General features: G+C 74.2%; 20 protein-coding genes. 3 read left to right on the forward strand and 17 right to left on the reverse strand.

The features are described from left to right. Nucleotide 1 precedes the first annotated feature (1 nt). The 14 genes from ACI790_RS10630 to ACI790_RS10695 form a co-directional block, all read right to left on the reverse strand. A complete protein-coding gene (locus ACI790_RS10630) occupies nucleotides 2-751 on the reverse strand; it encodes a histidine phosphatase family protein (protein WP_456569756.1) in 750 nt (249 codons plus the stop codon). Beyond that, nucleotides 748-1,167 (reverse strand): ribosome silencing factor, encoded by a 420-nt coding sequence (rsfS, locus tag ACI790_RS10635; RefSeq protein WP_456569757.1) that lies wholly within the window; start codon nucleotides 1,165-1,167, stop codon nucleotides 748-750. Before rsfS ends, ACI790_RS10630 begins: the two co-directional genes overlap by 4 nt. Next, entirely contained in the window at nucleotides 1,164-1,913 is a 750-nt protein-coding gene (gene nadD, locus ACI790_RS10640) for a nicotinate-nucleotide adenylyltransferase (protein WP_456569758.1), read from the reverse strand. Before nadD ends, rsfS begins: the two co-directional genes overlap by 4 nt. 367 nt (nucleotides 1,914-2,280) lie before the next feature. Further along, on the reverse strand, nucleotides 2,281-3,702 hold the full coding sequence (locus tag ACI790_RS10645) for a vWA domain-containing protein (RefSeq protein WP_456569759.1): 1,422 nt from the start codon (nucleotides 3,700-3,702) through the stop codon (nucleotides 2,281-2,283). Next, nucleotides 3,702-4,589 carry an AAA family ATPase gene (locus ACI790_RS10650; protein WP_456569760.1) on the reverse strand — a complete coding sequence of 296 codons (888 nt, stop codon included), beginning with the start codon at nucleotides 4,587-4,589 and terminating at the stop codon, nucleotides 3,702-3,704. The genes ACI790_RS10645 and ACI790_RS10650 overlap by 1 nt, the downstream gene beginning before the upstream one ends. A 25-nt stretch (nucleotides 4,590-4,614) precedes the next feature. After that, nucleotides 4,615-5,868 carry a glutamate-5-semialdehyde dehydrogenase gene (locus ACI790_RS10655; protein WP_456569761.1) on the reverse strand — a complete coding sequence of 418 codons (1,254 nt, stop codon included), beginning with the start codon at nucleotides 5,866-5,868 and terminating at the stop codon, nucleotides 4,615-4,617. A 64-nt stretch (nucleotides 5,869-5,932) separates the two neighbouring features. Then, on the reverse strand, nucleotides 5,933-6,415 hold the full coding sequence (locus tag ACI790_RS10660) for a peptide deformylase (protein WP_456569762.1): 483 nt from the start codon (nucleotides 6,413-6,415) through the stop codon (nucleotides 5,933-5,935). A 30-nt stretch (nucleotides 6,416-6,445) separates the two neighbouring features. After that, a complete protein-coding gene (proB, locus tag ACI790_RS10665; protein WP_456569763.1) occupies nucleotides 6,446-7,567 on the reverse strand; it encodes a glutamate 5-kinase in 1,122 nt (373 codons plus the stop codon). Then, nucleotides 7,564-9,138, reverse strand: coding sequence for a GTPase ObgE (gene obgE, locus ACI790_RS10670; RefSeq protein ID WP_456569764.1), 1,575 nt, complete (start codon nucleotides 9,136-9,138; stop codon nucleotides 7,564-7,566). Before obgE ends, proB begins: the two co-directional genes overlap by 4 nt. A gap of 107 nt (nucleotides 9,139-9,245) precedes the next feature. Further along, a complete protein-coding gene (gene rpmA, locus ACI790_RS10675; RefSeq protein ID WP_014375373.1) occupies nucleotides 9,246-9,503 on the reverse strand; it encodes a 50S ribosomal protein L27 in 258 nt (85 codons plus the stop codon). Nucleotides 9,504-9,510: 7 nt separating this feature from the next. Next, nucleotides 9,511-9,822 (reverse strand): 50S ribosomal protein L21, encoded by a 312-nt coding sequence (gene rplU, locus ACI790_RS10680; protein ID WP_135129918.1) that lies wholly within the window; start codon nucleotides 9,820-9,822, stop codon nucleotides 9,511-9,513. 220 nt (nucleotides 9,823-10,042) lie between these two features. Beyond that, nucleotides 10,043-13,252 (reverse strand): Rne/Rng family ribonuclease, encoded by a 3,210-nt coding sequence (locus tag ACI790_RS10685; RefSeq protein WP_456569765.1) that lies wholly within the window; start codon nucleotides 13,250-13,252, stop codon nucleotides 10,043-10,045. A 325-nt stretch (nucleotides 13,253-13,577) separates the two neighbouring features. After that, nucleotides 13,578-14,345, reverse strand: coding sequence for a TIGR03936 family radical SAM-associated protein (locus ACI790_RS10690; RefSeq protein ID WP_456569766.1), 768 nt, complete (start codon nucleotides 14,343-14,345; stop codon nucleotides 13,578-13,580). Then, nucleotides 14,345-16,267, reverse strand: a complete 1,923-nt coding sequence (locus tag ACI790_RS10695; protein WP_456569767.1) for a TIGR03960 family B12-binding radical SAM protein — start codon at nucleotides 16,265-16,267, stop codon at nucleotides 14,345-14,347. The genes ACI790_RS10690 and ACI790_RS10695 overlap by 1 nt, the downstream gene beginning before the upstream one ends. A gap of 170 nt (nucleotides 16,268-16,437) precedes the next feature. On the opposite strand from ACI790_RS10695, the gene ACI790_RS10700 reads away from it, so the two are divergent. Continuing rightward, nucleotides 16,438-16,704, forward strand: a complete 267-nt coding sequence (locus tag ACI790_RS10700; protein WP_456569768.1) for a helix-turn-helix transcriptional regulator — start codon at nucleotides 16,438-16,440, stop codon at nucleotides 16,702-16,704. Next, complete coding sequence (locus ACI790_RS10705; RefSeq protein ID WP_456569769.1) at nucleotides 16,701-17,207, forward strand: hypothetical protein; 507 nt, start codon at nucleotides 16,701-16,703, stop codon at nucleotides 17,205-17,207. Before ACI790_RS10700 ends, ACI790_RS10705 begins: the two co-directional genes overlap by 4 nt. Before the next feature lie 118 nt (nucleotides 17,208-17,325). On the opposite strand, the gene ndk is transcribed toward ACI790_RS10705, so the two are convergent. From ndk to ACI790_RS10720, 3 genes are read right to left on the reverse strand one after another with little or no spacing between them, the layout of a single operon-like run. Beyond that, nucleotides 17,326-17,736, reverse strand: a complete 411-nt coding sequence (ndk, locus tag ACI790_RS10710; RefSeq protein WP_456569770.1) for a nucleoside-diphosphate kinase — start codon at nucleotides 17,734-17,736, stop codon at nucleotides 17,326-17,328. A gap of 11 nt (nucleotides 17,737-17,747) precedes the next feature. Beyond that, complete coding sequence (locus ACI790_RS10715; protein ID WP_456569771.1) at nucleotides 17,748-18,155, reverse strand: DUF4233 domain-containing protein; 408 nt, start codon at nucleotides 18,153-18,155, stop codon at nucleotides 17,748-17,750. Next, nucleotides 18,152-19,507 (reverse strand): bifunctional folylpolyglutamate synthase/dihydrofolate synthase, encoded by a 1,356-nt coding sequence (locus tag ACI790_RS10720; protein WP_456569772.1) that lies wholly within the window; start codon nucleotides 19,505-19,507, stop codon nucleotides 18,152-18,154. Before ACI790_RS10720 ends, ACI790_RS10715 begins: the two co-directional genes overlap by 4 nt. Nucleotides 19,508-19,616: 109 nt before the next feature. Here ACI790_RS10720 and valS point away from each other — a divergent pair, with 109 nt between their 5' ends. Continuing rightward, nucleotides 19,617-22,202 (forward strand): valine--tRNA ligase, encoded by a 2,586-nt coding sequence (valS, locus tag ACI790_RS10725; RefSeq protein WP_456569773.1) that lies wholly within the window; start codon nucleotides 19,617-19,619, stop codon nucleotides 22,200-22,202. Nucleotides 22,203-22,242 lie beyond the last annotated feature (40 nt).

Here is a 22,242-nt window from a genome sequence, read left to right on the forward strand (position 1 = left end):
CTCAGCCGACGGCGTCGGCGTCCTGCGCCGGCCCACCCCGGGCGTCCACCGGCGCAGCCGCCGGGCGATCGGTCCGCAGCCGCTCCGCCGGCGGCACGGCGAGCCCCTCGGGCAGCGGGCCGGCCGAGGAGTTGTGCCGGAGCAGCCGCCACCGGCCGCTCTGCCGGGCCAGCTCGCTCCACGCGCAGTTGGCCAGTGGGCCGAACACGCGCCGGTGGTCCGGGCCCAGCTCCAGCAGCCGCTCGATCATCCGGCCGCTCGTGCCGCCATGGGTGACCACGACCGCCACCTCGACCGGGGGGAGGTCGACGAGTGCGGCGAGCACCCGCTCGGCGACCGCCGCCGTCTCCTCGCCGCCGCGGCCACGCACCGGCCCGCCGGCCAGCCAGTCGGCGTACTGCCCGGGAAAGCGGTCGGCCACCTCGTCGCGGGTCAGGCCCTCCCAGCTGCCCATGCCGTGCTCGCGCAGCCGGGGGTCCAGCCGCAGCGGCACGTCGAGCAGGTCGGTCAGCGCCCGTGCCGTGTCGGCGGCGCGCACCAGGTCGCTGGACACCACCGCGGTGGATCGCCCTGCCAGCCCGGCCGACGCGACCAGATGGGGTGCGGCGTGGCCGGCCTGCGCACGCCCGACGTCGTCCAGCGGCGGGTCCAGCTGCCCCTGGAAGCGGCCCGCCGCGTTCCACTCGGTCCGGCCGTGCCGCCAGATGACCAGTCGGGTCACCGGCAGCTCGGGCAGGGCCGGCGGAGTCACTGGCCGGCCGTCTCCGCGACCGGCGGAGCTCCGGCGTCGGTGGGGCTCCCGGGAGCCGCCGCGTCGGTGAAGGGGATGGTCGGGCAGTCCTTCCAGAGCCGCTCGAGGGCGTAGTAGGCCCGCTCCTCGGCGTGCTGGACGTGGACGACGACGTCGACGAAGTCGAGCAGGACCCAGCGGGCCTCGGCGACACCCTCGCGGCGCACCGGCTTCACGCCGTGGCCGCGGAGCCGTTCCTCGACCTCGTCGACGATGGCCTGGACCTGCCGCTCGTTCGGAGCGGACGCGAGGACGAACGCGTCGGTGATGGCGAGCCGCTCGCTGACGTCGACGATGGACACGTCGGTCGCCAGCTTGTCCGCTGCGGCCTGGGCGGCCAGCAGCGCGGTCTCCCGGGCCTCGGGTGAGGCGGTCATCGGGGCACCTCCTGGAGGTGGGAAGTCGGGGAGTCAGGGGGAGCGTCGCCGCGGGGTGAGGTGTTCCCCGTGCCGGCGGGAGGTGGGCGGTCGTAGGTGGGGCGGTCACCCGCGGGCCGGCCGTCGCCGGCCTCCCCCAGGGCGGGAGGACGCCGGGTGGCCTCCTGGTAGAGCCCACGCTTCTCGATGTACTGGACGACGCCGTCGGGCACGAGGTACCAGACCGGCATCCCCCGGCCCACCCGCGCCCGGCAGTCGCTCGAGCTGATGGCCAGCGCCGGGATCTCGACCAGGCTCACCCCGCCCTCGGGCAGGTGCGAGTCGGCCAGGGTGTAGCCCGGCCGGGTCACCCCGATGAAGTGCGCCAGCTCGAAGCACCGGGCGCCGTCGCGCCAGGTCATGATCTGGGCCAGGGCGTCGGCGCCGGTGATGAAGAACAGCTGCGCGCCGGGCCGCTGGGCCTGCAGGTCGGTGAGGGTGTCGAAGGTGTAGGTCGGGCCACCGCGGTCGATGTCGACCCGGCTGACGGAGAACCGCGGGTTCGACGCGGTCGCGATGACCGTCATCAGGTACCGGTCCTCGGCCGGGCTCACCGCCTGGTGGCTCTTCTGCCACGGCTCACCGGTGGGCACGAACACGACCTCGTCGAGCCCGAACAGCCCGGCGACCTCGCTGGCGGCGACCAGGTGACCGTGGTGGATCGGGTCGAATGTCCCGCCCATCACGCCGACTCGTCGCCCTGCCACCGGCCGAGCGTATCCGGGGGCACCAGGGCCGGCCCGCGAGGACCGGCCCCGGCCCCGCGGACCCGCCCGTGCAGCGCATCGGGGCCGGACCGCGGACGGCGGCGACCGGCTCCCCCGTGCAGCCGGTCGCCGACCGGCCGCGGCGGTGCGGTCGGCCGGTGACGACGTCGTCGACACCGCGTTGACCAACGGCCCCGACCGCGTCGGGTTACGGTACCGCCACGATCCGCCGGCACGTCGGCCGGCGGTCCGGGCACGCAGCGCGGCCGGTCGACGGGTCGACGGGTCGACGTGCCGACGTGGCGACGTGGCGACGTGGCGACGTGGCGACGTGGCGACCCGCTGGCAGGTCGCCCCGTCGATCGGCTCAGAGGGTGGTGACGAAGTCGGCGAGCTGGGCGGCGTTGCGGCACTCGACCATGTCGATGACCTCGCCGTAGCGGTCCGCCGCGGAGTCGCCGCTGCCCCAGAGCCGGCGCGGCTCGGGGTTGAGCCAGTGGGCCGACCGGGCCTTGCCGACCAGGCCGGCGAGCACGGGGATCCCCGGCTGCCGGTAGTTGGTCCGCCCGTCGCCGAGCACGAGCAGCGACGTCTTCGGGCCCACCGCCGAGGCCCAGCGGTCGGCGAAGACCTCGAACGCGGTGCCGTAGTCGCTGTGCCCGTCGAAGCCGACCACGTCCGCCTCGCGGCCGATCCGGGCGATGGCATCGGCGACGTCCACGCCCGGCCGGAAGAACCGGGTCACCTCGTCGGTGGAGTCGACGAACGCGAAGGCCCGCACGCCGGTGAAGTGCTCGCGCAGCGCCTGGGTGAGCATCAGGGTGAAGTGGCTGAACCCGGCCACCGAGCCGCTGACGTCGCAGAGCACCACGAGCTCGGGCTTGTGCACCTTGCGCGGCCGGTGGTGGGTGACCACCGGGACACCGCCGGTGCCGAGCGAGGCCCGCACCGTCTTCCGGAAGTCCAGCCGGCCCTGCCGGCCCAGCCGCCGGCGGGCGGAGAGGCGGACGGCGAGCCGGCGGGCCAGCGGTGCGACCGCCCGGCGCAGCTGGGCGAGGTCCGCCGACTGGGCGCGGAGGAAGTCGACCTGGTCGGCCAGCGGGCGCACGGCGTTCTTGGCGACGCGGTCGCGGCCCTTCTCCGCCGCCGTCCGCCGCCGCACCTCGGCCTCGACCGCGGCGCGGAACGCCGCCAGCCGGTCGCGCACGGTCTGCCGGGCCACCTGCTCGGCCAGCCCGCCGCGGCCGGTGTCCCCGAGCAGCCCGGCGAGCAACTGCGCCACGAGCGTGTCCGGCGACAGCGCCCGCATGACCCGGTAGCTGAAGTAGGACTGCCCCGACGGGCCCGGCTGGCCCTGCCCCAGCTGGTCGACGGCGTCGCGGGCGAACCGGCGCAGCGCCTCGGGGTCGCCGTCCTGCAGCAGCCGGAGCAGCTCGTCCCGCATCTGCTGGGCCAGAGCGGCGTCGTCGGGCACGTCCAGGGAGGACTCCCCCGCCTCCGCGCCGTCGCCGTCCCCGGGGTCGGCGGCCGGGCGGTCGCCGAGCGGCCACCACAGGTCGAACAGGACGTCGTAGGTCGGACGCTGGGCGGCCCGCTGCAGCAGCACCGCGGCCAGCCCGTGGCGCAGCTGCTCGCGGTCGAGCAGATCGACGACGGTGAGGATCTCCGCGGCGTCGACCGCCTGGCTGATGCCCACCGGGATGCCAGCCTCGCGGACCGCCCGGACGAACCCGTCCAGGTGCCCGGCCAGCCCGCCGGAAGCCCCGGCCGGGACCACCCCCGCCGCCATCAGTTCAACCGCAGCTCGGCCGCGGCCCGGGTCTGGTCGCTGGCGTGCTTGAGCACCACCCCGAGGGTCGAGGCCATCGCCGGCTCGTCGAGGGTGTCCAGGCCGAGCTCGAGCAGCGTCTGCGCCCAGTCGAGGGTCTCCGAGATCGACGGCGACTTCTTCAGCTCCAGCCCGCGCAGCGCCCGCACCGTGCGGACCAGCTGGTCGGCCAGCCCCGGGGCGAGGTCGGGCACCCGCGACAGCACGATCTCCCGCTCGCGCTCGGCGGTCGGGTAGTCCAGCGCCAGGTAGAGGCAGCGCCGCTTGAGCGCCTCGGAGAGCTCGCGGGTGGCGTTGGAGGTGAGGACGACGATCGGCCGGCGGGTCGCGGTGATCGTGCCGAGCTCGGGGATGGTGACCTGGAAGTCGCTCAGCACCTCCAGCAGCAGGCCCTCCACCTCGACGTCGGCCTTGTCGGTCTCGTCGATGAGCAGCACGGTGGGCTCGGTGCGGCGGATCGCGGTCAGCAGCGGCCGGGAGAGCAGGAACTCCTCGCCGAAGATGTCGTCGTGGACGGTGTCCCAGTCCGCGCCGCCCTCGGCCTGCGAGGCCTGGATGCGCAGCAGCTGCTTCTTGTAGTTCCACTCGTACAGCGCGCGGGCCTCGTCCAGGCCCTCGTAGCACTGCAGCCGGATCAGCTCCGACCCGGTGGCCGCCGCCAGCGCCTTGGCCAGCTCGGTCTTCCCGGTGCCCGCGGGCCCCTCGACCAGCAGCGGCTTGCCGAGGCGGTCGGCGAGGAAGACCGTCGTCGAGATCTGCGCATCGGGCAGGTAGCCCGCGGTCGACAGCCGCTTGCTGACGTCCGCGACCGACGAGAAGTTGGGTGACTGCGACGGCGGGCGGGGCATGCGGCTCCTCGGGAGGGGGGCGGGGTCAGCGCGTGTGGCCGGACCCCGTGACGACGTAGGTGGTGGAGGTCAGCTCGGGCAGGCCGAGCGGGCCCCGGGCGTGCAGCTTCTGGGTGGAGATGCCGATCTCGGCGCCGAAGCCGAACTCGCCGCCGTCGGTGAACCGGGTGGAGGCGTTGACCAGCACGGCGGCGGCGTCGACGCCGGCGGTGAAGTCGGCGATGGCGCGGGCCGAGTCGGCGACGATCGCCTCGGTGTGGCCGGTGCTGTACCGGGCGATGTGCTCCAGCGCCTCCGGCAGGTCGTCGACGATCTTCACCGCCATGTCCATCGACAGGTACTCGGTCGCCCAGTCCTCGTCGGTGGCCGGCACGACCGCGTCGTGGGCGGACCGGGCGGTGTCGTCGCCGTGCAGGGTGACGCCGGCGCCGGACAGCGCGGCCAGCAGCCGCGGCAGGAACGGCACGTCGCGGTGCACCAGCAGCGTCTCGGCGGAGTTGCAGACGCTCACCCGGTGGGTCTTGGAGTTGAGCACGACCGCCTCGGCGATCTCCGGGGCCGCGGAGGCGTCCACGTAGACGTGGCAGTTGCCCTCGCCGGTCTCGATGACCGGGACCCGCGACTCGCGCACGACGCGCTGGATCAGCGAGGCGCCGCCGCGCGGGATCACCACATCGACGTGCCCGCGGGCGCTCAGCAGCTCGCCCACCGAGGCGCGGTCGGCCGGCAGCAGCTCGACGAACCCGGCCGGCAGGCCGGCCTTCTCTCCCGCGTCGGTGAGGACGGCGATCAGCGCGGTGTTGGTCCGGAACGCCGAGGCGGAGCCGCGCAGCAGCGCCGCGTTGCCGCTCTTGAGGCAGAGCCCCGCCGCGTCGACGGTGACGTTGGGCCGGGCCTCGTACACGATGCCGACGACGCCGAGGGGCACGCGGACCTGCTTGAGGTCCAGGCCGTTGGGCAGCCGGGAGCCGCGGACGACGTCGCCCACCGGGTCGGGCAGCGCGACCAGCTGGCGGAGCGCGTCGGCGACCCCGGCCACGCGGGCGGCGTCCAGCCGCAGCCGGTCGAGGATCGCCTCGGGCGTGCCGTCGGCCCGCGCGGCGTCCACGTCGGCCGCGTTCGCGGCCAGGATCTCCGCGGTCCGCTCCACCAGCGCCTCGGCCATCGCCGCCAGCGCGGCGTCCTTGGTGTCGGTGGGCAGGGTGCGCAGCACCCGGGCGGCCGACCGCGCGCGCAGCGCGGCGGCACCGATCAGCGGCAGGCCGGAGACGTCGGACACGTCCGCGAGGGTACGCGGGAGGTGCGACACGTCCGGCGGAGCACCGTCGCGGCCCGTCGCGGGCTCAGCGGTCGCGCAGCGCCCGCAGGGCGGACTTCCGGGCGTCGCCGGTGAGCCGGTCGAGGAAGACCGTGCCGTCGAGGTGGTCGACCTCGTGCTGGAGGCAGCGGGCCATCAACCCCTCCCCCTCCAGCCGCAGCGGCTTCCCCTCGACGTCGAAGCCCTCGGCGACGCAGCGCATCGCCCGGACCGTCGGCGCCCAGATGCCGGGCACCGACAGGCAGCCCTCGTCGCCGTCCTGGATCTCCTCGGACCGCTCGACGATGACCGGGTTGACCATGTGCCCGATCACCCCGTCGATGTTGTAGGAGAAGGCGCGCACGCCCACCCCGATCTGCGGCGCGGCGACCCCGGCCCGGCCGGGGTGGTCGACGGTCTCCTCGAGGTCGCGGACCAGCGCGGCCAGCCAGCCGTCGAAGGCCCGGACCGGGTCGGCGGGGGTGCGCAGCACGGGGTCACCGAGCTCGCGGATGGGGCGGATCGTCACCCGGCCAGTCTCTCAGCCGGGCCGCGGCGCTCAGCGCAGGCGTCCGACCAGCACCATCTCGTCGCGGTGCACGACCTCCCGGCGGTGCTCCGGCGGCAGCTCACCGGTCTTGCGCCCCAGGAGGCCCGGCATCTCGCGCGCGTCGTAGGCGACCAGCCCGCGGGCGACGACGGTTCCGTCCGGCCCGACCAGCTCGACCGGGTCGTCGGCGAGGAACTCCCCCGCGATCCCGGTGACGCCGGCGGCCAGCAGCGAGGCGTGCCGCTCCCGGACCGCGGTCACGGCGCCGTCGTCGAGGATCACCCGGCCCCGCGGCCGGCTGGCGTAGCGGAGCCAGAACTGCCGGGCGCTGGGCCGCTTCCCCATGGCCGCGAACAGCGTGCCCACCCGGTCGCCGGCCAGCGCGCCGGCGGCCTGCGGGGTGGAGGTGACGACGACGGGCACGCCGGCGTGCGCGGCGATGAACGCCGCCTCGACCTTGGTCGCCATCCCGCCGGTGCCCACGCCGTTGCGGCTGGCCGAGCCGAGGGTGACCGCGGCGAGGTCGTCCGGATCGCGGACGGTGTCGACCAGCTGCGCCGGCCCGGTCCGCGGGTCGCCGTCGTAGACGCCGTCGACGTCGGACAGCAGCACCAGCGCGCCGGCCTGCGCGACGTGCGCGACCAGCGCCGCCAGCCGGTCGTTGTCGCCGAACCGGATCTCCTCGGTGGCGACCGTGTCGTTCTCGTTGACGATCGGCAGCACGCCGAGCGCCAGCAGCCGCTCCACCGTCCGGTGGGCGTTGCGGTAGTGGCTGCGCCGGGTCAGGTCGTCGGCGGTGAGCAGCACCTGGCCGACGGTGATCCCGTGGCGGGCGAAGGCGTCGGCGTAGGTCTGCACCAGGCGGAGCTGACCGACGCTGGCCGCCGCCTGGGCGGTCGCCAGGTCGCGCGGGCGCCCGTCCAGCCCCAGTGGTGCCAGGCCGGCGGCGATCGCGCCCGAGGAGACGAGCACCACCTCGCGCCCCGACGCGCGGACCCCGGCGAGCACGTCGACCAGCGCGGTGAGCCGGTCGACGTCCAGACCCCCGGGGAGGGTGGTCAGCGACGAGGAGCCGACCTTGACCACGACCCGGCCGGCCGTGGCGATCTCGGGCCGCGCGCCGGCGGTCACCGCGGGCCGTCCGGGAGCTCGGTGCCGGCCTCGTCCTCCGGGTCCTTCTCGTCCCCGGCGACGGCGCCGTCCGGCCCGTCGTCGTCGACCGCCAGGTCCTCGAGGTCCTCGTCGGTCCAGCCGCCCTCGGTGACCTCGAACGGCACCCGGCGGGCGCGCTTGGCCGCCAGCCGCTCCGAGGCGCCGATCCGCTCGTTGCTCTCCAGCCGGTTGTCGGTGCCGCGGCCACCCAGGCCGGCGGACTCCTCGACGGTGAGGCTGCCGGCGGGCAGCGTCGGCGCCCAGTCGAAGCTGACGTCGCCGATGGTGACGGCGTCGCCCTCGTGCGCACCGGCCTTCGCCAGCTCCTCCTCGACGCCGAGCCGGTTGAGCCGGTCGGCGAGGAAGCCCACGGCCTCGTCGTTGGTGAAGTCGGTCTGGCGCACCCAGCGCTCGGGCTTGACGCCGCGCACGACGAACGCGTCGGGGTCGTCGGGGTCGCGCTCGACGGTGAAGCCGCTGTCGTCCACGGCGCGCGGCGTCAGCGTCACGCGGACCGGCTCGGGCGCCGGCAGCGAGGCGCGGTGCTCCTCGACTGCGGCGGCCAGCGCGTACCCGAAGGCCGCCAGCCCCTCCCCCGTCGCGGCGCTCACCGCGAACACCTGCAGACCGCGCGCCTCCAGCGAGGCACGGACCAGGTCGACCAGCTCCCGGCCGTCCGGGACGTCGATCTTGTTGAGCACGGCGATCCGCAGCCGCCCGACCAGGTCCAGCTCGTCGCCGCCGTACTCGGCGAGCTCGTGCTCCAGCGCCTCGATGTCGCTCTCGGGGTCGCGGCCCGGCTCCATCGTCGCCATGTCGACGACGTGCACCAGGACGGCGCAGCGCTCGACGTGGCGGAGGAACTGCAGCCCCAGGCCCTTGCCGGTGGAGGCGCCGGGGATCAGCCCGGGGACGTCGGCCATCGTGTAGACGGTGTCGCCCGAGCGGATCACGCCGAGGTTGGGCACCAGGGTGGTGAACGGGTAGTCGGCGATCTTCGGCCGGGCCGCGGACATCGCGGCGACCAGCGAGGACTTGCCGGCCGAGGGGAAGCCGACCAGGCCGACGTCGGCGACGCTCTTGAGCTCGAAGACGGCGTCGAGGGACTCGCCGGGCTCGCCGAGCAGCGCGAAGCCCGGGGCCTTGCGGCGGGAGTTCGCCAGCGCCGCGTTGCCGAGGCCGCCCTTGCCGCCGCGCGCGAGGACCACGCGGGTGCCGTTGCCCATGAGGTCGGCGATGACCCGGCCGTCGGGGGTGCTGACCACGGTGCCTTCGGGAACGCGCAGCACGCGGTCCTCACCTCGGGCGCCGTGCCGGTTGCTGCCCGCCCCGGGACGGCCGTTGGCCGCCTTCTGGTGCGGGCGGTGGTGGAAGTCGAGCAGGGTGTGCACGCTGGGGTCGACCTCGAGGATGACGTCGCCGCCGTCCCCGCCGTTGCCCCCGTCGGGCCCACCGAGCGGCTTGTACTTCTCGCGGTGCACCGAGGACACGCCGTGCCCGCCGTTACCGGCGGAGACGTGGATGGTGACGCGGTCGATGAAAGCGGCCATGTGATCCGAGCGGACCTGGGTCCGCGCCGCCTCCTACCTGCCTGTCAAGCGCCACGAGCGCACGGGCCGGTGGCCCGTGCGCTCGTGAGCGGAACTGCTACGGAAGATCAGGCCTCGACCGCGGTGATGGAGACGGTCTTGCGTCCCCGCCGCGTGCCGAAGGTGACCGAGCCCGGCGCGAGGGCGAACAGCGTGTCGTCGCCGCCACGGCCGACGCCGAGGCCCGGGTGGAAGTGGGTCCCGCGCTGGCGGACGATGATCTCGCCGGCCTTCACGACCTGGCCACCGAAGCGCTTGACGCCGAGGCGCTGCGCGTTCGAGTCGCGGCCGTTGCGGGAGGACGAGGCGCCCTTCTTGTGTGCCATGTCGGCGTCAGCCCTTCGAGATGTCGCGGACCACGACGCTGGTCAGGGGCTGACGGTGCCCCTGCCGCTTGTGGTAACCGGTCTTGTTCTTGAACTTGTGGATGTGGATCTTCGGGCCCTTGCCGTGCTCGACGATCTCACCGGTCACGGTCACCTTGGCCAGGGCCGCCGCGTCGCTGGTGACGGTGTCGCCGTCGACCAGCAGGATGGCCGGGAGGGCGACGCTGTCGCCCGCCGCACCCTGCAGGCGGTTGATCGTGAACGTGTCGCCCACGGCCACCTTGTGCTGGCTGCCACCGGCCTTCACCACTGCGTACACCACTGACTCCTCGTTCGCTTCTTCACGTCAAGCTCTGTGTCCGGCGCGCACGACCGGAACGGGCGCCGGGTGCTTGGACGAGTTGCCCACGCCCTCCCGGCGGCACCCGGAGGCGCCTGCGCGGTGACGCAGCAACCCGTCCAGCGTACCCGAGGTCGGTCGACAGGTCGACGCGCCCCCGGTCACCCCCTCCCCGCCCGGCGGGGAGGGGGCGCTCGTCCTAGGCGGGCGGGCCGGCCGGGCGGGTGGCGGCCCGGCGACGGCGCGGCCGGGTGGCGGCCGGGGACGGCTCCCCGTTCCCCGCCGACGGGTCCGCGGGCGCCTGGCCAGCGGTCCCGGCCGCGGCGTCGGCGACGTGCGCCACCCCGCCGGGGACGACGTCGGCCGCCGTCGTGGCCGGGGTGATCGGCACCGCGTCCTGCTCCGGCGCCTCGACGGCGGCGACCTCGCCGGCCGGTAGCACGTCGTCGCCCTCGACCTCCGCGTGCGGCACCGGGACCGGGGCGGTCCCGGGCAGCGGCTGGACCGTCGTCACCGGCGGCTCCAGCTGCTGCGCGGGCGGGGTCGCCGGCTGCGGCTCGGGTGCGGCCGGGGCGTCCTGCCGGGGCTCGGCCAGCTCGGCGGGCTCGGCCGCCGCCGCGGGGACGACGTCCTCGACCGTCTCGGCCGAGCCGTCCGCCACGGGCTCCTTCGCGGCAGCGTCGTCGTCGGCGCGGGCGCCGGCGAGCACGGCGGCGTCCTCGGCCGCCCGCTCCTCGCCGGACTGCCCGCGGTTGCGGCGGCCCCGGCTGCGTCGTCCTCCGCTGCGGCCGCCCTCGGCGGCCTCGCCGTCACCGGCGGTCGCGTCGGCCAGGGCCGGCTGCGCGGGCTCCTCGGCCTCCGGAGCGGGAGCGTCCTTGCCGGCGTCCTTGCCGACGCCGCCACCGTTGCCGCGGTTGCGCCCGTTCCCGGAGTCCTTGCCGCCTGAGTCCTTGCTCCCGGTGTCCTTGGCGGGGGCGGCGTTCCCGCCCGAGCCGCCACCGCGGCGCTTCTCGTCCACCGGATCCAGGTGCACCAGGATCCCGCGCCCGCGGCAGTGCTCGCAAGACTCGGAGAAGACCTCCAGCAGCCCCTGGCCCACGCGCTTGCGGGTCATCTGCACCAGGCCCAGCGAGGTCACCTCGGCGACCTGGTGCTTGGTCCGGTCGCGGCCCAGGCACTCGGTCAGCCGCCGCAGCACGAGGTCGCGGTTGCTCTCGAGCACCATGTCGATGAAGTCGATGACGATGATGCCGCCGATGTCGCGCAGCCGGAGCTGGCGGACGATCTCCTCCGCGGCCTCCATGTTGTTCCGCGTCACCGTCTGCTCGAGGTTGCCGCCGGAGCCGGTGAACTTCCCGGTGTTCACGTCGACCACGGTCATGGCCTCGGTCCGGTCGATCACCAGCGAGCCGCCCGACGGCAGCCACACCTTGCGGTCCAGCGCCTTGGTGAGCTGCTCGTCGATCCGCAGATCGCGGAAGACGTCGCCCTCGCCGGTGTAGCGGGTCAGCCGCTCGGTCAGCTCCGGGGAGACGTGCGCGACGTAGGCCTCGACGGTGTCCCAGGCATCGTCCCCCTGGACCACCAGCTCCTTGAAGTCCTCGTTGAAGACGTCGCGGATCACCCGGATGGCGAGGTCCGGCTCGCCGTAGAGCAGCGTCGGCGCGTTCGACGTCGACTCGGACTTCTGGCGGATGACATCCCACTGGGCCTTGAGCCGGTTGACGTCGCGGGTGAGCTCTTCCTCCGAGGCGCCCTCCGCGGCGGTCCGGATGATCACGCCGGCGTCCTCGGGGACGATCCGCTTGAGGATGTCCTTGAGCCGCTGGCGCTCGGTGTCGGGCAGCTTGCGGCTGATCCCGGTCATCGAGCCACCGGGCACGTAGACCAGGAAGCGGCCGGGCAGGTTGATCTGCTGGGTCAGCCGGGCGCCCTTGTGGCCGATCGGGTCCTTGGTGACCTGCACCAGGATCTTGTCGCCGGACTTGAACGCCTGCTCGATCGAGCGCTGCTTGCCGGACAGGCCGGCGGCGTCCCAATTCACCTCGCCGGCGTAGACGACGGCGTTGCGCCCCTTGCCGATGTCGACGAACGCCGCCTCCATGCTGGGCAGCACGTTCTGCACCCGGCCGAGGTAGACGTTGCCGGCGAACGACGTCGCCGACGCCTGGGTCACGTAGTGCTCGACGAGGACGTCGTCCTCGAGGACGGCGATCTGCGTCCGCTCGCCGCGCTGGCGGATGACCATCTTCCGGTCGACGGCCTCGCGCCGGGCGAGGAACTCCGACTCGGTGAGGATCGGCGTGCGGCGCCGGCCGGTGTCCCGGCCGTCCCGGCGGCGCTGGCGCTTGGCCTCCAGCCGGGTGGAGCCGGCGATGCCCCGGACGTCGTCGTCGCTGGTGCTGCGGCCGTTGCGGCCGGCCCGCTCCGGCCGGTCGTCGTCGTCGGTGTCGTCGGAGGCCTCCTCGCCCCCGGACCCGCTGCTGCGGCGGCGGCGACGCCGACGACGGCGGGTGCCCGACCCGGTCGAGCCCTCGTCCTCGCTCTCGTCGTCGTCGCTCTCGGCGGACTCGTCCGGGGTTTCGGCGTCCTCGTCGTCTTCGCTGTCGACGGCCGAGCGCTCGGGAGCGTCCTCGTCGTCGTTGTCGGCGGAGTCCTCACCGCTGCGGCCACGGCCACGACCCCGGCGGCCGCGACGGCGACGCCGGCTGGCCGAGGAGCCGTTGTCCTCGCGGTCCTCGCCCGACTCGTCGCGCTCGTCGGTGTCCTCGGACTGCTCGTCCTCGGCGGGCTCGTTCTCGGCCCGCTCCGGCTGGTCCTCCGCCGGGCGGCGGCGCGAGCGGTTGCGGCGGGAGCGGGGCGCCTCGTCGGCGGCCTCCTCGCCGTCGCCGCTCTCGCGGTCGGCGTTCCGCTCCTCGAGCACCTCGGGGTCGGGCGACTCCGCCGGGCGGCGGCTGCGCCGGCGCGGGGCTGGCGGCGCGTCCACCGGCGGCGCCATGAAGCTGATGAAAGCCGGGACCGGCGCCGCGGGTGCGGGGGTCACGGCCTCGACCGCGCCGGGATCGGCGGCACCGGCGGGCCGGGTCGCGCGGCGGCGGGGACGGGCCACGACGGCGGTGGGCTCCGGGGAGCTGAACTGCGCCCCGAACCGGGACGGCGCGGGCTCGTCGACGTCGTCGGGCTCGTCGGCGGCGTGCGCTTCCGGCTCCGGCTCGGCCGGCTGCTCGGGGTCCTCGGCCGGCTGCTCGGCGTCCTCGGCCGGCTGCTCGGGATCCTCGGCGGGCGCCCCCTCGTCGTGGGTCGCCGGCATGCCGGTCACCTCGGCCTCGGCGGGCTGTGGTGTGCCCGCCGGGGTTCCGGCTCCCTGCGTCTCGTCGGTGTCGGTGGTCGGGTGGTCGGTGTCAGCCACGAGGGCTCTCGCCTCCTGTGCTGCTCCCGGGCGCCGATCGGAACGACTGGCGGCCGCGCAGGAGCACGGGTTGGGCGGGGCGAGCCGCCGCGCGGGGTACGGCGGTCAGGCTCGTCCTGCGGAAGTCTGATGCGGCCCCCCCGCGGCGGTTGCCGCGGCGGGGACCGGAATGCTGTGGTGCCCGCACCCGGTGGGGCTGGGTGCGGTGGAGCTCGGTGGTGCCGGTCGTGCGGTGGTCTGGGCGTCCGGGGCCGGGTGGCCCCGGGGTGCGTCACGTCTGGCAGCCGTGCCGCTCGACAGCGCGCAGCCTCCAGGCCTCCGCCGGTCAGACCGTCGCGTGCTCCCCCTGGCAGCGGGTGCGCGCCGCACGGTCAGGACCGAGCGGATCGGCCACGGTCCCGGTGTCGTCGAGCCGGCCCTGCGCCTCACGCACGGCCCGGGGGGGCAACGGCGGGCGCAGGTCGGCGACGGCAGCCAGGGCGGCCAACACGTCGTCGGGTCGTACAGCGGGCGTCACCTGCCGGACGACCATGTGCAGTATGGCACAACCTGCCTCTTCCGACGCCGACGCGCTGGCGACGGCGGGGCGGGCGTCGATGTCCTTGAGCCCGTTCTTGGTGCGCTTGGCGACGGTCACGACCTCGCTGGCCAGGAACTTCTCCACGGCCGGCTGCAGCTCGGCGAGGACCACCCCGGGCAGCTCCACGCGCCAGACGGAGGTGTCGATGCGGTCGGCCAGGGAACCGGTCCCCTCCTGCGCCTCCACGACCTCGAGGACGGCGACGTCGGGCGGCAGGGCGGTGTCCAGCGCGACCCGCACCGCCTCGGGGTCGCAGCGGATCGCGACGCCGATCTCCAGGTACTCCGCCTCGCTGGCCGCCCCGGTGGGCGCGGCGCCGATGTAGGAGATCTTCGGGTGCGGGCTGAAGCCGGCCGAGAACGCCATCGGCACCTGCGCCCGGCGCAGGGCGCGCTCGAGGGCCCGCGCGAGGTCGCGGTGGGAGGCGAACCGGAGCCGGCCCCGCTTGGCGTAGCGGATGCGCAGCTTCTGCACAGTCGGCGGCGGGGGCGGGCCCTCGGGCTGGCGGGCCATCAGACGACGGTCAGCGGGAGCAGGCTGCGGCCGGTGGGCCCGATCTGGATCTCGGTGCCGTTGGTCGGGCAGACCCCGCAGTCGTAGCACGGGGTCCACCGGCAGTCGGCGACCTCCTGCTCGGAGAGCGACTCCTGCCAGTCCTCCCAGAGCCACTCCTTGTCCAGCCCGGAGTCCAGGTGGTCCCAGGGCAGGATCTCGTGCTCGGTGCGCTCCCGGGTGGTGAACCAGTCCAGGTCGACGCCGAAGGCGGCCAGCTCGTCGGCGGCGGCCTGCGTCCACCGCTCGAAGGAGAAGTGCTCGCTCCAGCCGTCGAACTTCCCGCCCTCGCGCCAGACGCGCTCGATGACCCGGCCCACGCGGCGGTCACCGCGGGACAGCAGTCCCTCGATCACGCCGGGCTTGCCGTCGTGGTAGCGCAGCCCGATGGAGCGGCCGATGCGGCGATCGGCGTTGATGGCCTGGCGCAGCACCCGCAGCCGGTGGTCGATGGTCTCCGCGCTGGCCTGCGCGGCCCACTGGAAGGGCGTGTGCGGCTTGGGCACGAAGCCACCGATGGAGACGGTGCAGCGGATGTCCTTGCGGCCGCTGGCCTCGCGGCCGGCGCGGATCACCTCGACGGCGAGCTCGGCGATCTCGAGGACGTCCTCGTCGGTCTCGGTGGGCAGACCGCACATGAAGTAGAGCTTCACCTGCGTCCAGCCGTTGGCGTACGCCGTCGTCACCGTGCGGACGAGGTCCTCCTTGGACACCGTCTTGTTGATCACCCGGCGGATCCGCTCGCTGCCGCCCTCGGGGGCGAAGGTCAGCCCGCTGCGCCGTCCGTTGCGGGACAGCTCGTTGGCCAGCGTGACGTTGAAGGCGTCGACGCGGGTGCTCGGCAGCGACAGGCCGGTGTTGGTGCCCTCGTAGCGGTCGGCGAGCTCCTTGGCCAGCTGGCCGATCTCGGAGTGGTCCGCGCTGGACAGCGACAGCAGCCCGACCTCCTCGTAGCCGGTCGCCTTCAGGCCCTGGTCGACCATCGAGCCGATGCCGGTGATCGTCCGCTCGCGCACGGGGCGGGTGATCATCCCGGCCTGGCAGAAGCGGCAGCCGCGGGTGCACCCGCGGAAGATCTCCACGCTCATCCGCTCGTGCACGCTCTCGGCGAGCGGCACCAGCGGCTGCTTCGGGTAGGGCCACTCGTCGAGGTCCATGACGGTGCGCTTGCCGACCCTCGTCGGGACGTCGTCCCGGGTGCGGGTGACCGCGGCGATGCCGCCGTCGGGGCCGTAGGAGACCGCGTAGAACCGGGGCACGTAGACGCCGTCGACGCGGGCGAGGCGGGCCAGCAGCTCCTCGCGACCGCCCGGGCGCCCCTGCGCCTTCCACGCCTTGACGACTTCGGTGATGTCGCCGACGGCCTGCTCGCCGTCGCCCAGCACGGCGCAGTCGACGAAGTCGGCGACCGGCTCGGGGTTGAAGGCGGCGTGCCCGCCGGCCACGACGACCGGATGGGTCTCGTCGCGGTCGACCGCGTGGATCGGGACACCGGCGAGGTCGAGCGCCTCGAGCAGGTTGGTGTAGCCGAGCTCGGTGGCGAAGCTGACGCCGAGCAGGTCGAAGTCCCGGACGGCCCGGTGGCCGTCGACGGTGAACTGGCCGACGCCGTGCTCGCGCATGAGGGCGGCGAGATCGGGCCAAACGGCGTAGGTGCGCTCGGCCAGGGCGTCCGGGCGCTCGTTGAGCACCTCGTACAGGATCATCAGGCCCTGGTTGGGCAGCCCCACCTCGTAGGCGTCGGGGTACATGAGCGCCCAGTGGACGTCCACGGACTCCCACGGCTTCAGCTGGGCGTTGAGCTCACCACCGACGTACTGGATCGGCTTCTGGATCTGGGCCAGCAGCGGCTCGAGGCGGGGGTACAGAGTCTCACCAGTCATGACCGGTCCAGGGTAGCCGCCGCCACCACCGGCCCCGGTCGGGCGACGATCAGATGACCTGATCGTCGCGCGTCCTCCCTCACCGCAGACGCCGCGGGAGGACGCCGCACGACGAGGGAGGACGAGCCGAGCCCTGGGCGCCCTGTTGTATTAATGCTACGGTTCGTCGTATGGGGCGACAGTCGAAGTCGGAGGCGGACAAGGTCCACGACCGCATCGCGGTGCTCCGGGCCGACCGCGGCGTGAGCCGCAAAGAACTCGCGGACGCCGTCGGGGTCCATCCCCAGACGATCGGCTACGTGGAGCGCGGCGACTACAGCCCGTCCCTGGCCCTGGCCCTGCGCATCGCCCGCTTCTTCGACCTGCCGGTGGAAGCGGTGTTCTCGCTCGACCCGCTGCCCTCGCTCAGCGAGGAACTCCTCAGGAGGACGTCATGAGCAGCTCCCCCGACCAGACCTACCTCGCCCGCACCTTCGACGACGGCCGCTGGGCCTGGGCCCGTTCCCTGACGGTCCGCCGCCGCGCCGTCGTGGCCGAGGCCGGCCTGCTGACGGCGCTGGTCGCCGTCACGGTGGCCGCGGCCGCGACGAGCGAGGGGTGGACGACGTCGTACTTCCTCGCCTGGACCGTCGGCCTGCTCGCGTTCATCCCGCTGCACTCGGTGCTCAACCTGGGCATCCGGGGGGTGTTCGACCGGGACGCCCGGTCCCTCGACGAGCACCAGCGGCGCGTGCGCGAACGGTCCTTCAGCGCGATGGGCTGGCCGAGCACGGCGCTGACGTTCGCGGCGTGGACCGGTGCGGTCGCCGTCGTCGCGCTCACCGGCCACGTCGAGATGGCGCTGTGCCTGGGGTTCCTGCTCTGGTTCACCGCCGGCCTGCTGGCCTACTGGCACCTGGCCTGGACCGCGCCCGAGGAGCCGGCCGACCCCGACCTCTGACCCGCCTGCCACTCCCCGGACCCCGAGCCACGATCAGCCCACCTGATCGTGCGGTGTCCTCCCTCACCGCAGAGCGGAAGGGAGGACACCGCGTGATCAGCTCCCTGATCCCGGCGCGTCAGCCGAGGTCGGGGAAGAACAGCCCGATCTCGCGCGCGGCGGACTCGGGCGAGTCGGAGCCGTGCACGATGTTGTTCTGGACCTCGAGGGCGAAGTCGCCGCGGATGGTGCCCGGCCCGGCCTTCACCGGGTCGGTGGCGCCGGCCAGGGCGCGGAACGCCTCGATGGCGCGCGGGCCCTCGACGACCAGGGCCATCAGCGGGCCGCCGGTGATGAACTCGACGAGCGAGCCGAAGAACGGCCGCTCGCGGTGCTCGGCGTAGTGGGTCTCGGCGACCTCCGCGGTCAGGGTGCGCAGCTCGGCGGCGACCAGGCGCAGGCCCTTGCGCTCGAGCCGCGTGATCACCTCGCCGACCAGGCCGCGGGAGACGCCGTCGGGCTTGACGAGGACGAGAGTGCGTTCGGTCACGGGGGGGCAGCCTACGGGGTGGCCGCCGGGTCCCCGCCGCCGTCGGCCGGGTCGGGCGCCCGCACCGGGCCGAAAGCGGTCCCCACCAGCTGCTTGCGGACCTGCAGGAGGTAGGCCCAGATGAGCAGGAAGGCGCCCGCCACGAACCACATGGCGTTCGTGTAGAGGCCGGTGAGCAGCAGCGGCAGCTGCAGGGCGGTGCCGATGAGCAAGCCGCGCTCCCTGCGCTGGATGCCGCTGGCCAGGATCAGGACGACGGCGAGCACGAGCAGCACCGTCAGCCGGCCGCCGCCCAGCCCCTCCTCGGTCTGCGCGATGCCGCGGGGCACGAACAGGACCGCGATCCCCTCCAGGACCAGCACCGCGGCCGCCGCTCCGCGCAGCGCCTTCGCCGCGCGGAGCGGGTCGGGCGCGGTCACCGCGATCCCCGCGCGAGGAGGGAGCGGGCCTCGCCCGCGGTGATCACGCTGCCGGTGACCAGCACGCCCGAGCCGCCGAGGGCGTCGTCGGAACCGGCCTCGGCCAGCTCGATCGCCTCGCTGATCGCCTCGCCCAGCCGCGGCGACACGCTGACCCGGTCGGCGCCGAAGACGTCGACGGCCAGCGCGCCCAGCTCGTCGGCGGGCATGGCCCGCGGCGAGCCGTTCTGGGTGACGACGAGCTCGGCGCAGACCTCCTCCAGCGCGGCGAGCATCCCGGGGACGTCCTTGCCGTGCACGCAGCCCACGACGCCGACGAGGCGGGTGAAGTCGAACGACTCCCGGATCGCCGCCACGGTCGCGGTCATGCCGGCCGGGTTGTGCGCGGCGTCGACGAGCACGGTGGGGCTGGTGCGCACCCGCTCGAGCCGGCCGGGCGAGCGGACGGCGGCGAACGCCGCACGGACGGTCTCCTGCTCGATCGGGCCGGTCGCGGCGCCCGCGCCGAGGAACGCCTCGACCGCGGCCAGCGCCGTCACCGCGTTCTGCGCCTGGTGGGCGCCGAACAGCGGGAGGAAGACCTCCTCGTACTCGCCGCCCAGGCCCTGCAGCCGGACCTGCTGGCCACCGACGGCGACCTTCCGCTCCAGCACGCCGAACTCGGTGCCCTCGCGGGCGACGACGGCGTCGGCCTCGACGGCGCGGCGGACCAGCGCGTCGAGCGCGGCCGGCTCCTGGTGGGCGAGCACCGCGATCGCGTCGGCCGCGATGATCCCGGCCTTCTCGCCGGCGATGGTGCCGACGTCGGGCCCGAGGTACTCGGCGTGGTCCAGGGCGACCGGCGTGACGACGGCGACCCGCGCGTCGGCCACGTTCGTGGCGTCCCAGGTGCCGCCCATGCCGACCTCGATCACCGCGACGTCGACCGGCGCGTCGGCGAACAGCGCGTAGGCCATGCCGACCATGACCTCGAAGAAGCTCATCGGGATCTCGCCGGCGGCGTCGACCATCTGCACGTAGGGCGCGATGTCGTCGTAGGTCTCGACGAAGCGCTCGGCGCTCACCGGCTCGCCGTCGAGCACGATCCGCTCCCGGATCGACTGCAGGTGCGGGCTGGTGAAGCGGCCGACCCGCAGGCCGAAACCGCGCAGCAGCTCGTCGATCATCCGCGCCGTCGTCGTCTTGCCGTTGGTACCGGCCACCTGGATGACGGGCATGGCCCGGTGCGGCGAGCCGAGCAGGTCGACCAGCGCGCTGATCCGGGTGAGCGAGGGCTCCAGACGGCTCTCCGGCCAGCGGGCCAGCAGCGCGTTCTCGACCCGGGCCATGTCACCGGTGCTGCTGTTGCTCATCCTGCTCAGGATGCCAGCCGGGACACCGCACCGGCTCCGTGCCCCGGTCCGCTCCTCCCTCGGTGCTCCCGCGGCTGTCGCCGGTCGTGCACTTCCTAGGATGAGGTCCATGGTCACCGACTCCCGCACCCCGGACAGCGCGACGCCGGGAGCCGCCGTCGGCGTACCGGAGAAGCCGTCGATCGACGGCCTCGAGGACAAGTGGATCGCCCGCTGGGCGTCCGAGGACACCTACGGCTTCGACCGCGAGGCCGCGCTGCAGGCCCCGCGCGAGCAGATCTGGTCGATCGACACTCCCCCGCCGACCGCCAGCGGCTCGCTGCACGTGGGGCACGTCTTCAGCTACACCCACACCGACATCGTCGCCCGCTACCAGCGGATGCGCGGCAAGCACGTCTTCTACCCGATGGGCTGGGACGACAACGGCCTGCCGACCGAGCGCCGGGTGCAGAACTACTACGGCGTGCGCTGCGACCCCGCGCTCCCCTACGACCCGTCGTTCGAGCCGCCGGCCAAGCCGGAGAAGAACCAGCTGCCGATCTCGCGGCGCAACTTCGTCGAGCTCTGCGAGCGGCTGACCGCGGTCGACGAGTCCGCCTTCGAGGAGCTGTGGCGCCGGGTCGGCCTGTCGGTCGACTGGTCGAACGTCTACCGGACGATCTCGGAGACCTCCCGGGCGACCGCGCAGCGGATGTTCCTGCACAACCTCGCCCGCGGGGAGGCCTACGCGCAGGAGGCGCCGACCCTCTGGGACGTCACCTTCCGCACCGCCGTCGCCCAGGCCGAGCTCGAGGACCGGGAGCGGCCCGGCGCCTACCACCGGATCGCCTTCGCCGGCCCCGAGGGCCCGGTCTTCATCGAGACGACGCGGCCCGAGCTGCTGCCCGCGTGCGTCGCGCTGGTCGCCCACCCCGACGACGAGCGGTACCAGCCGCTGTTCGGCAAGACGGTGCGCACGCCGCTGTTCGACGTCGAGGTGCCGGTGGTGGCCCACCGCCTCGCCGAGCCGGGCAAGGGCTCGGGCATCGCGATGATCTGCACCTTCGGCGACCTCAACGACGTCACCTGGTGGCGCGAGCTGCAGCTGCCCACCCGGGCGATCGTCGGCTGGGACGGCCGGATCCTGGCCGAGCCCCCGGCCGACGTGCCCGCGGAGCCCTACGCCGAGCTGGCCGGCAAGACCGTGTTCAGCGCGCAGCAGCGGATCGTGGAACTGCTGCAGGAGTCCGGCGACCTGCAGGGCGAGCCCAAGCCGATCACCCACCCGGTGAAGTTCTTCGAGAAGGGCGAGCGCCCGCTGGAGATCGTCACCACGCGGCAGTGGTACATCCGCAACGGCGGCCGGGACGCCGACCTGCGCGACGCCCTCCTCGCGCGCGGCCGGGAGATCCAGTGGGTGCCCGACCACATGCGGCACCGCTACGACAACTGGGTCGAGGGCCTCAACGGCGACTGGCTGATCAGCCGCCAGCGGTTCTTCGGCGTCCCGTTCCCGGTCTGGTACCGGCTGGACGCCGAGGGCGAGCCGGACTACTCGGCACCCATCGTGGCCCCGGAGGAGTCACTGCCGGTCGACCCGTCGTCCGACGTGCCCGCGGGCTTCACCGAGGACCAGCGCGGCAAGCCGGGCGGTTTCATGGCCGACCCCGACGTCATGGACACCTGGGCGACGTCGTCGCTGTCGCCGCAGGTGGCCTCGGGCTGGGACACCGACCCGGAGCTGTTCGCCAAGGTGTTCCCGATGGACCAGCGGCCGCAGGCGCACGACATCATCCGCACCTGGCTGTTCTCCACGGTCGTCCGCGCGCACTTCGAGCACGGCGCGGTGCCCTGGACGCACGCCACGATCTCCGGCTTCGTGGTCGACCCGGACCGCAAAAAGATGTCGAAGTCCAAGGGCAACGCGACGACGCCGATCGACGTGCTGGAGCGGTACGGCACCGACGCGGTGCGCTGGCGCGCCGCCGGCGCCCGCCCGGGTGCGGACTCGCCGTTCGACGAGGCGCAGATGAAGGTCGGCCGGCGGCTGGCCATGAAGATCCTCAACGTCGGCAAGTTCGCCCTGGGCTCCGGCGCCTCGGCCGCGCACACGCTCGACCAGGTGACCGAGCCGATCGACCGCGCGCTGCTGGCCACGCTGGCGCGGGTGGTCGACGACGCCACCGCGGCGATGGAGTCCTACAACTACACGCGGGCGCTCGAGGTCACCGAGACGTTCTTCTGGTCGTTCTGCGACGACTACGTCGAGCTGGTGAAGTCCCGCGCCTACGGGTCGGGTGACGCCGCGGCCTCGGCCCAGGCGGCGCTCGCGCTGGCCCTGTCGGTGCAGCTGCGGCTGTTCGCGCCGGTGCTGCCCTTCGTCACCGAGGAGGTCTGGTCCTGGTGGCAGGCCGGCTCGGTGCACCGGGCGGGCTGGCCGACGGCCGGCGAGCTGCCCGACGACGGCGACCCCGCGGTGGTGACCGTGGCCGCGGCCGCCCTGGCCGCGGTGCGGAAGGCGAAGTCCGACGCCAAGCAGTCGATGCGGGCCGACGTCGAGTCGGCGACCGTCACCGCCGCACCGGACCAGGTGCCGCTGGTCGAGGCGGCCCGCTCCGACCTCATCGACGCCGGCCGGATCCAGTTGCTGACCATCCGGCCCGGCGAGGGCGAGCTGACCGTCGACGTCGTCCTCGCTCCGGCCGCCGAGGCCTGATTTCCGCCTAAGTTCCGCCTGAGCGGTGTGCGCCGCGGGC

Source organism: Blastococcus sp. SYSU DS0539 (assembly GCF_054050855.1).

What these genes read in the sequence shown, in the direction of transcription:
- ACI790_RS10650 (WP_456569760.1), bottom strand. Translation starts at nt 4,589, where the DNA reads ATGCCCCGCCCGCCGTCGCAGTCACCCAACTTCTCGTCGGTCGCGGAC.
- ACI790_RS10720 (WP_456569772.1), bottom strand. Translation starts at nt 19,507, where the DNA reads ATGAGCAACAGCAGCACCGGTGACATGGCCCGGGTCGAGAACGCGCTG.
- rsfS (WP_456569757.1), bottom strand. Translation starts at nt 1,167, where the DNA reads ATGACCGCCTCACCCGAGGCCCGGGAGACCGCGCTGCTGGCCGCCCAG.
- ACI790_RS10690 (WP_456569766.1), bottom strand. Translation starts at nt 14,345, where the DNA reads ATGGCCCGCCAGCCCGAGGGCCCGCCCCCGCCGCCGACTGTGCAGAAG.
- ACI790_RS10695 (WP_456569767.1), bottom strand. Translation starts at nt 16,267, where the DNA reads ATGACTGGTGAGACTCTGTACCCCCGCCTCGAGCCGCTGCTGGCCCAG.
- rpmA (WP_014375373.1), bottom strand. Translation starts at nt 9,503, where the DNA reads ATGGCACACAAGAAGGGCGCCTCGTCCTCCCGCAACGGCCGCGACTCG.
- ACI790_RS10700 (WP_456569768.1), top strand. Translation starts at nt 16,438, where the DNA reads ATGGGGCGACAGTCGAAGTCGGAGGCGGACAAGGTCCACGACCGCATC.
- valS (WP_456569773.1), top strand. Translation starts at nt 19,617, where the DNA reads ATGGTCACCGACTCCCGCACCCCGGACAGCGCGACGCCGGGAGCCGCC.
- ACI790_RS10705 (WP_456569769.1), top strand. Translation starts at nt 16,701, where the DNA reads ATGAGCAGCTCCCCCGACCAGACCTACCTCGCCCGCACCTTCGACGAC.
- obgE (WP_456569764.1), bottom strand. Translation starts at nt 9,138, where the DNA reads ATGGCCGCTTTCATCGACCGCGTCACCATCCACGTCTCCGCCGGTAAC.
- ACI790_RS10645 (WP_456569759.1), bottom strand. Translation starts at nt 3,702, where the DNA reads ATGGCGGCGGGGGTGGTCCCGGCCGGGGCTTCCGGCGGGCTGGCCGGG.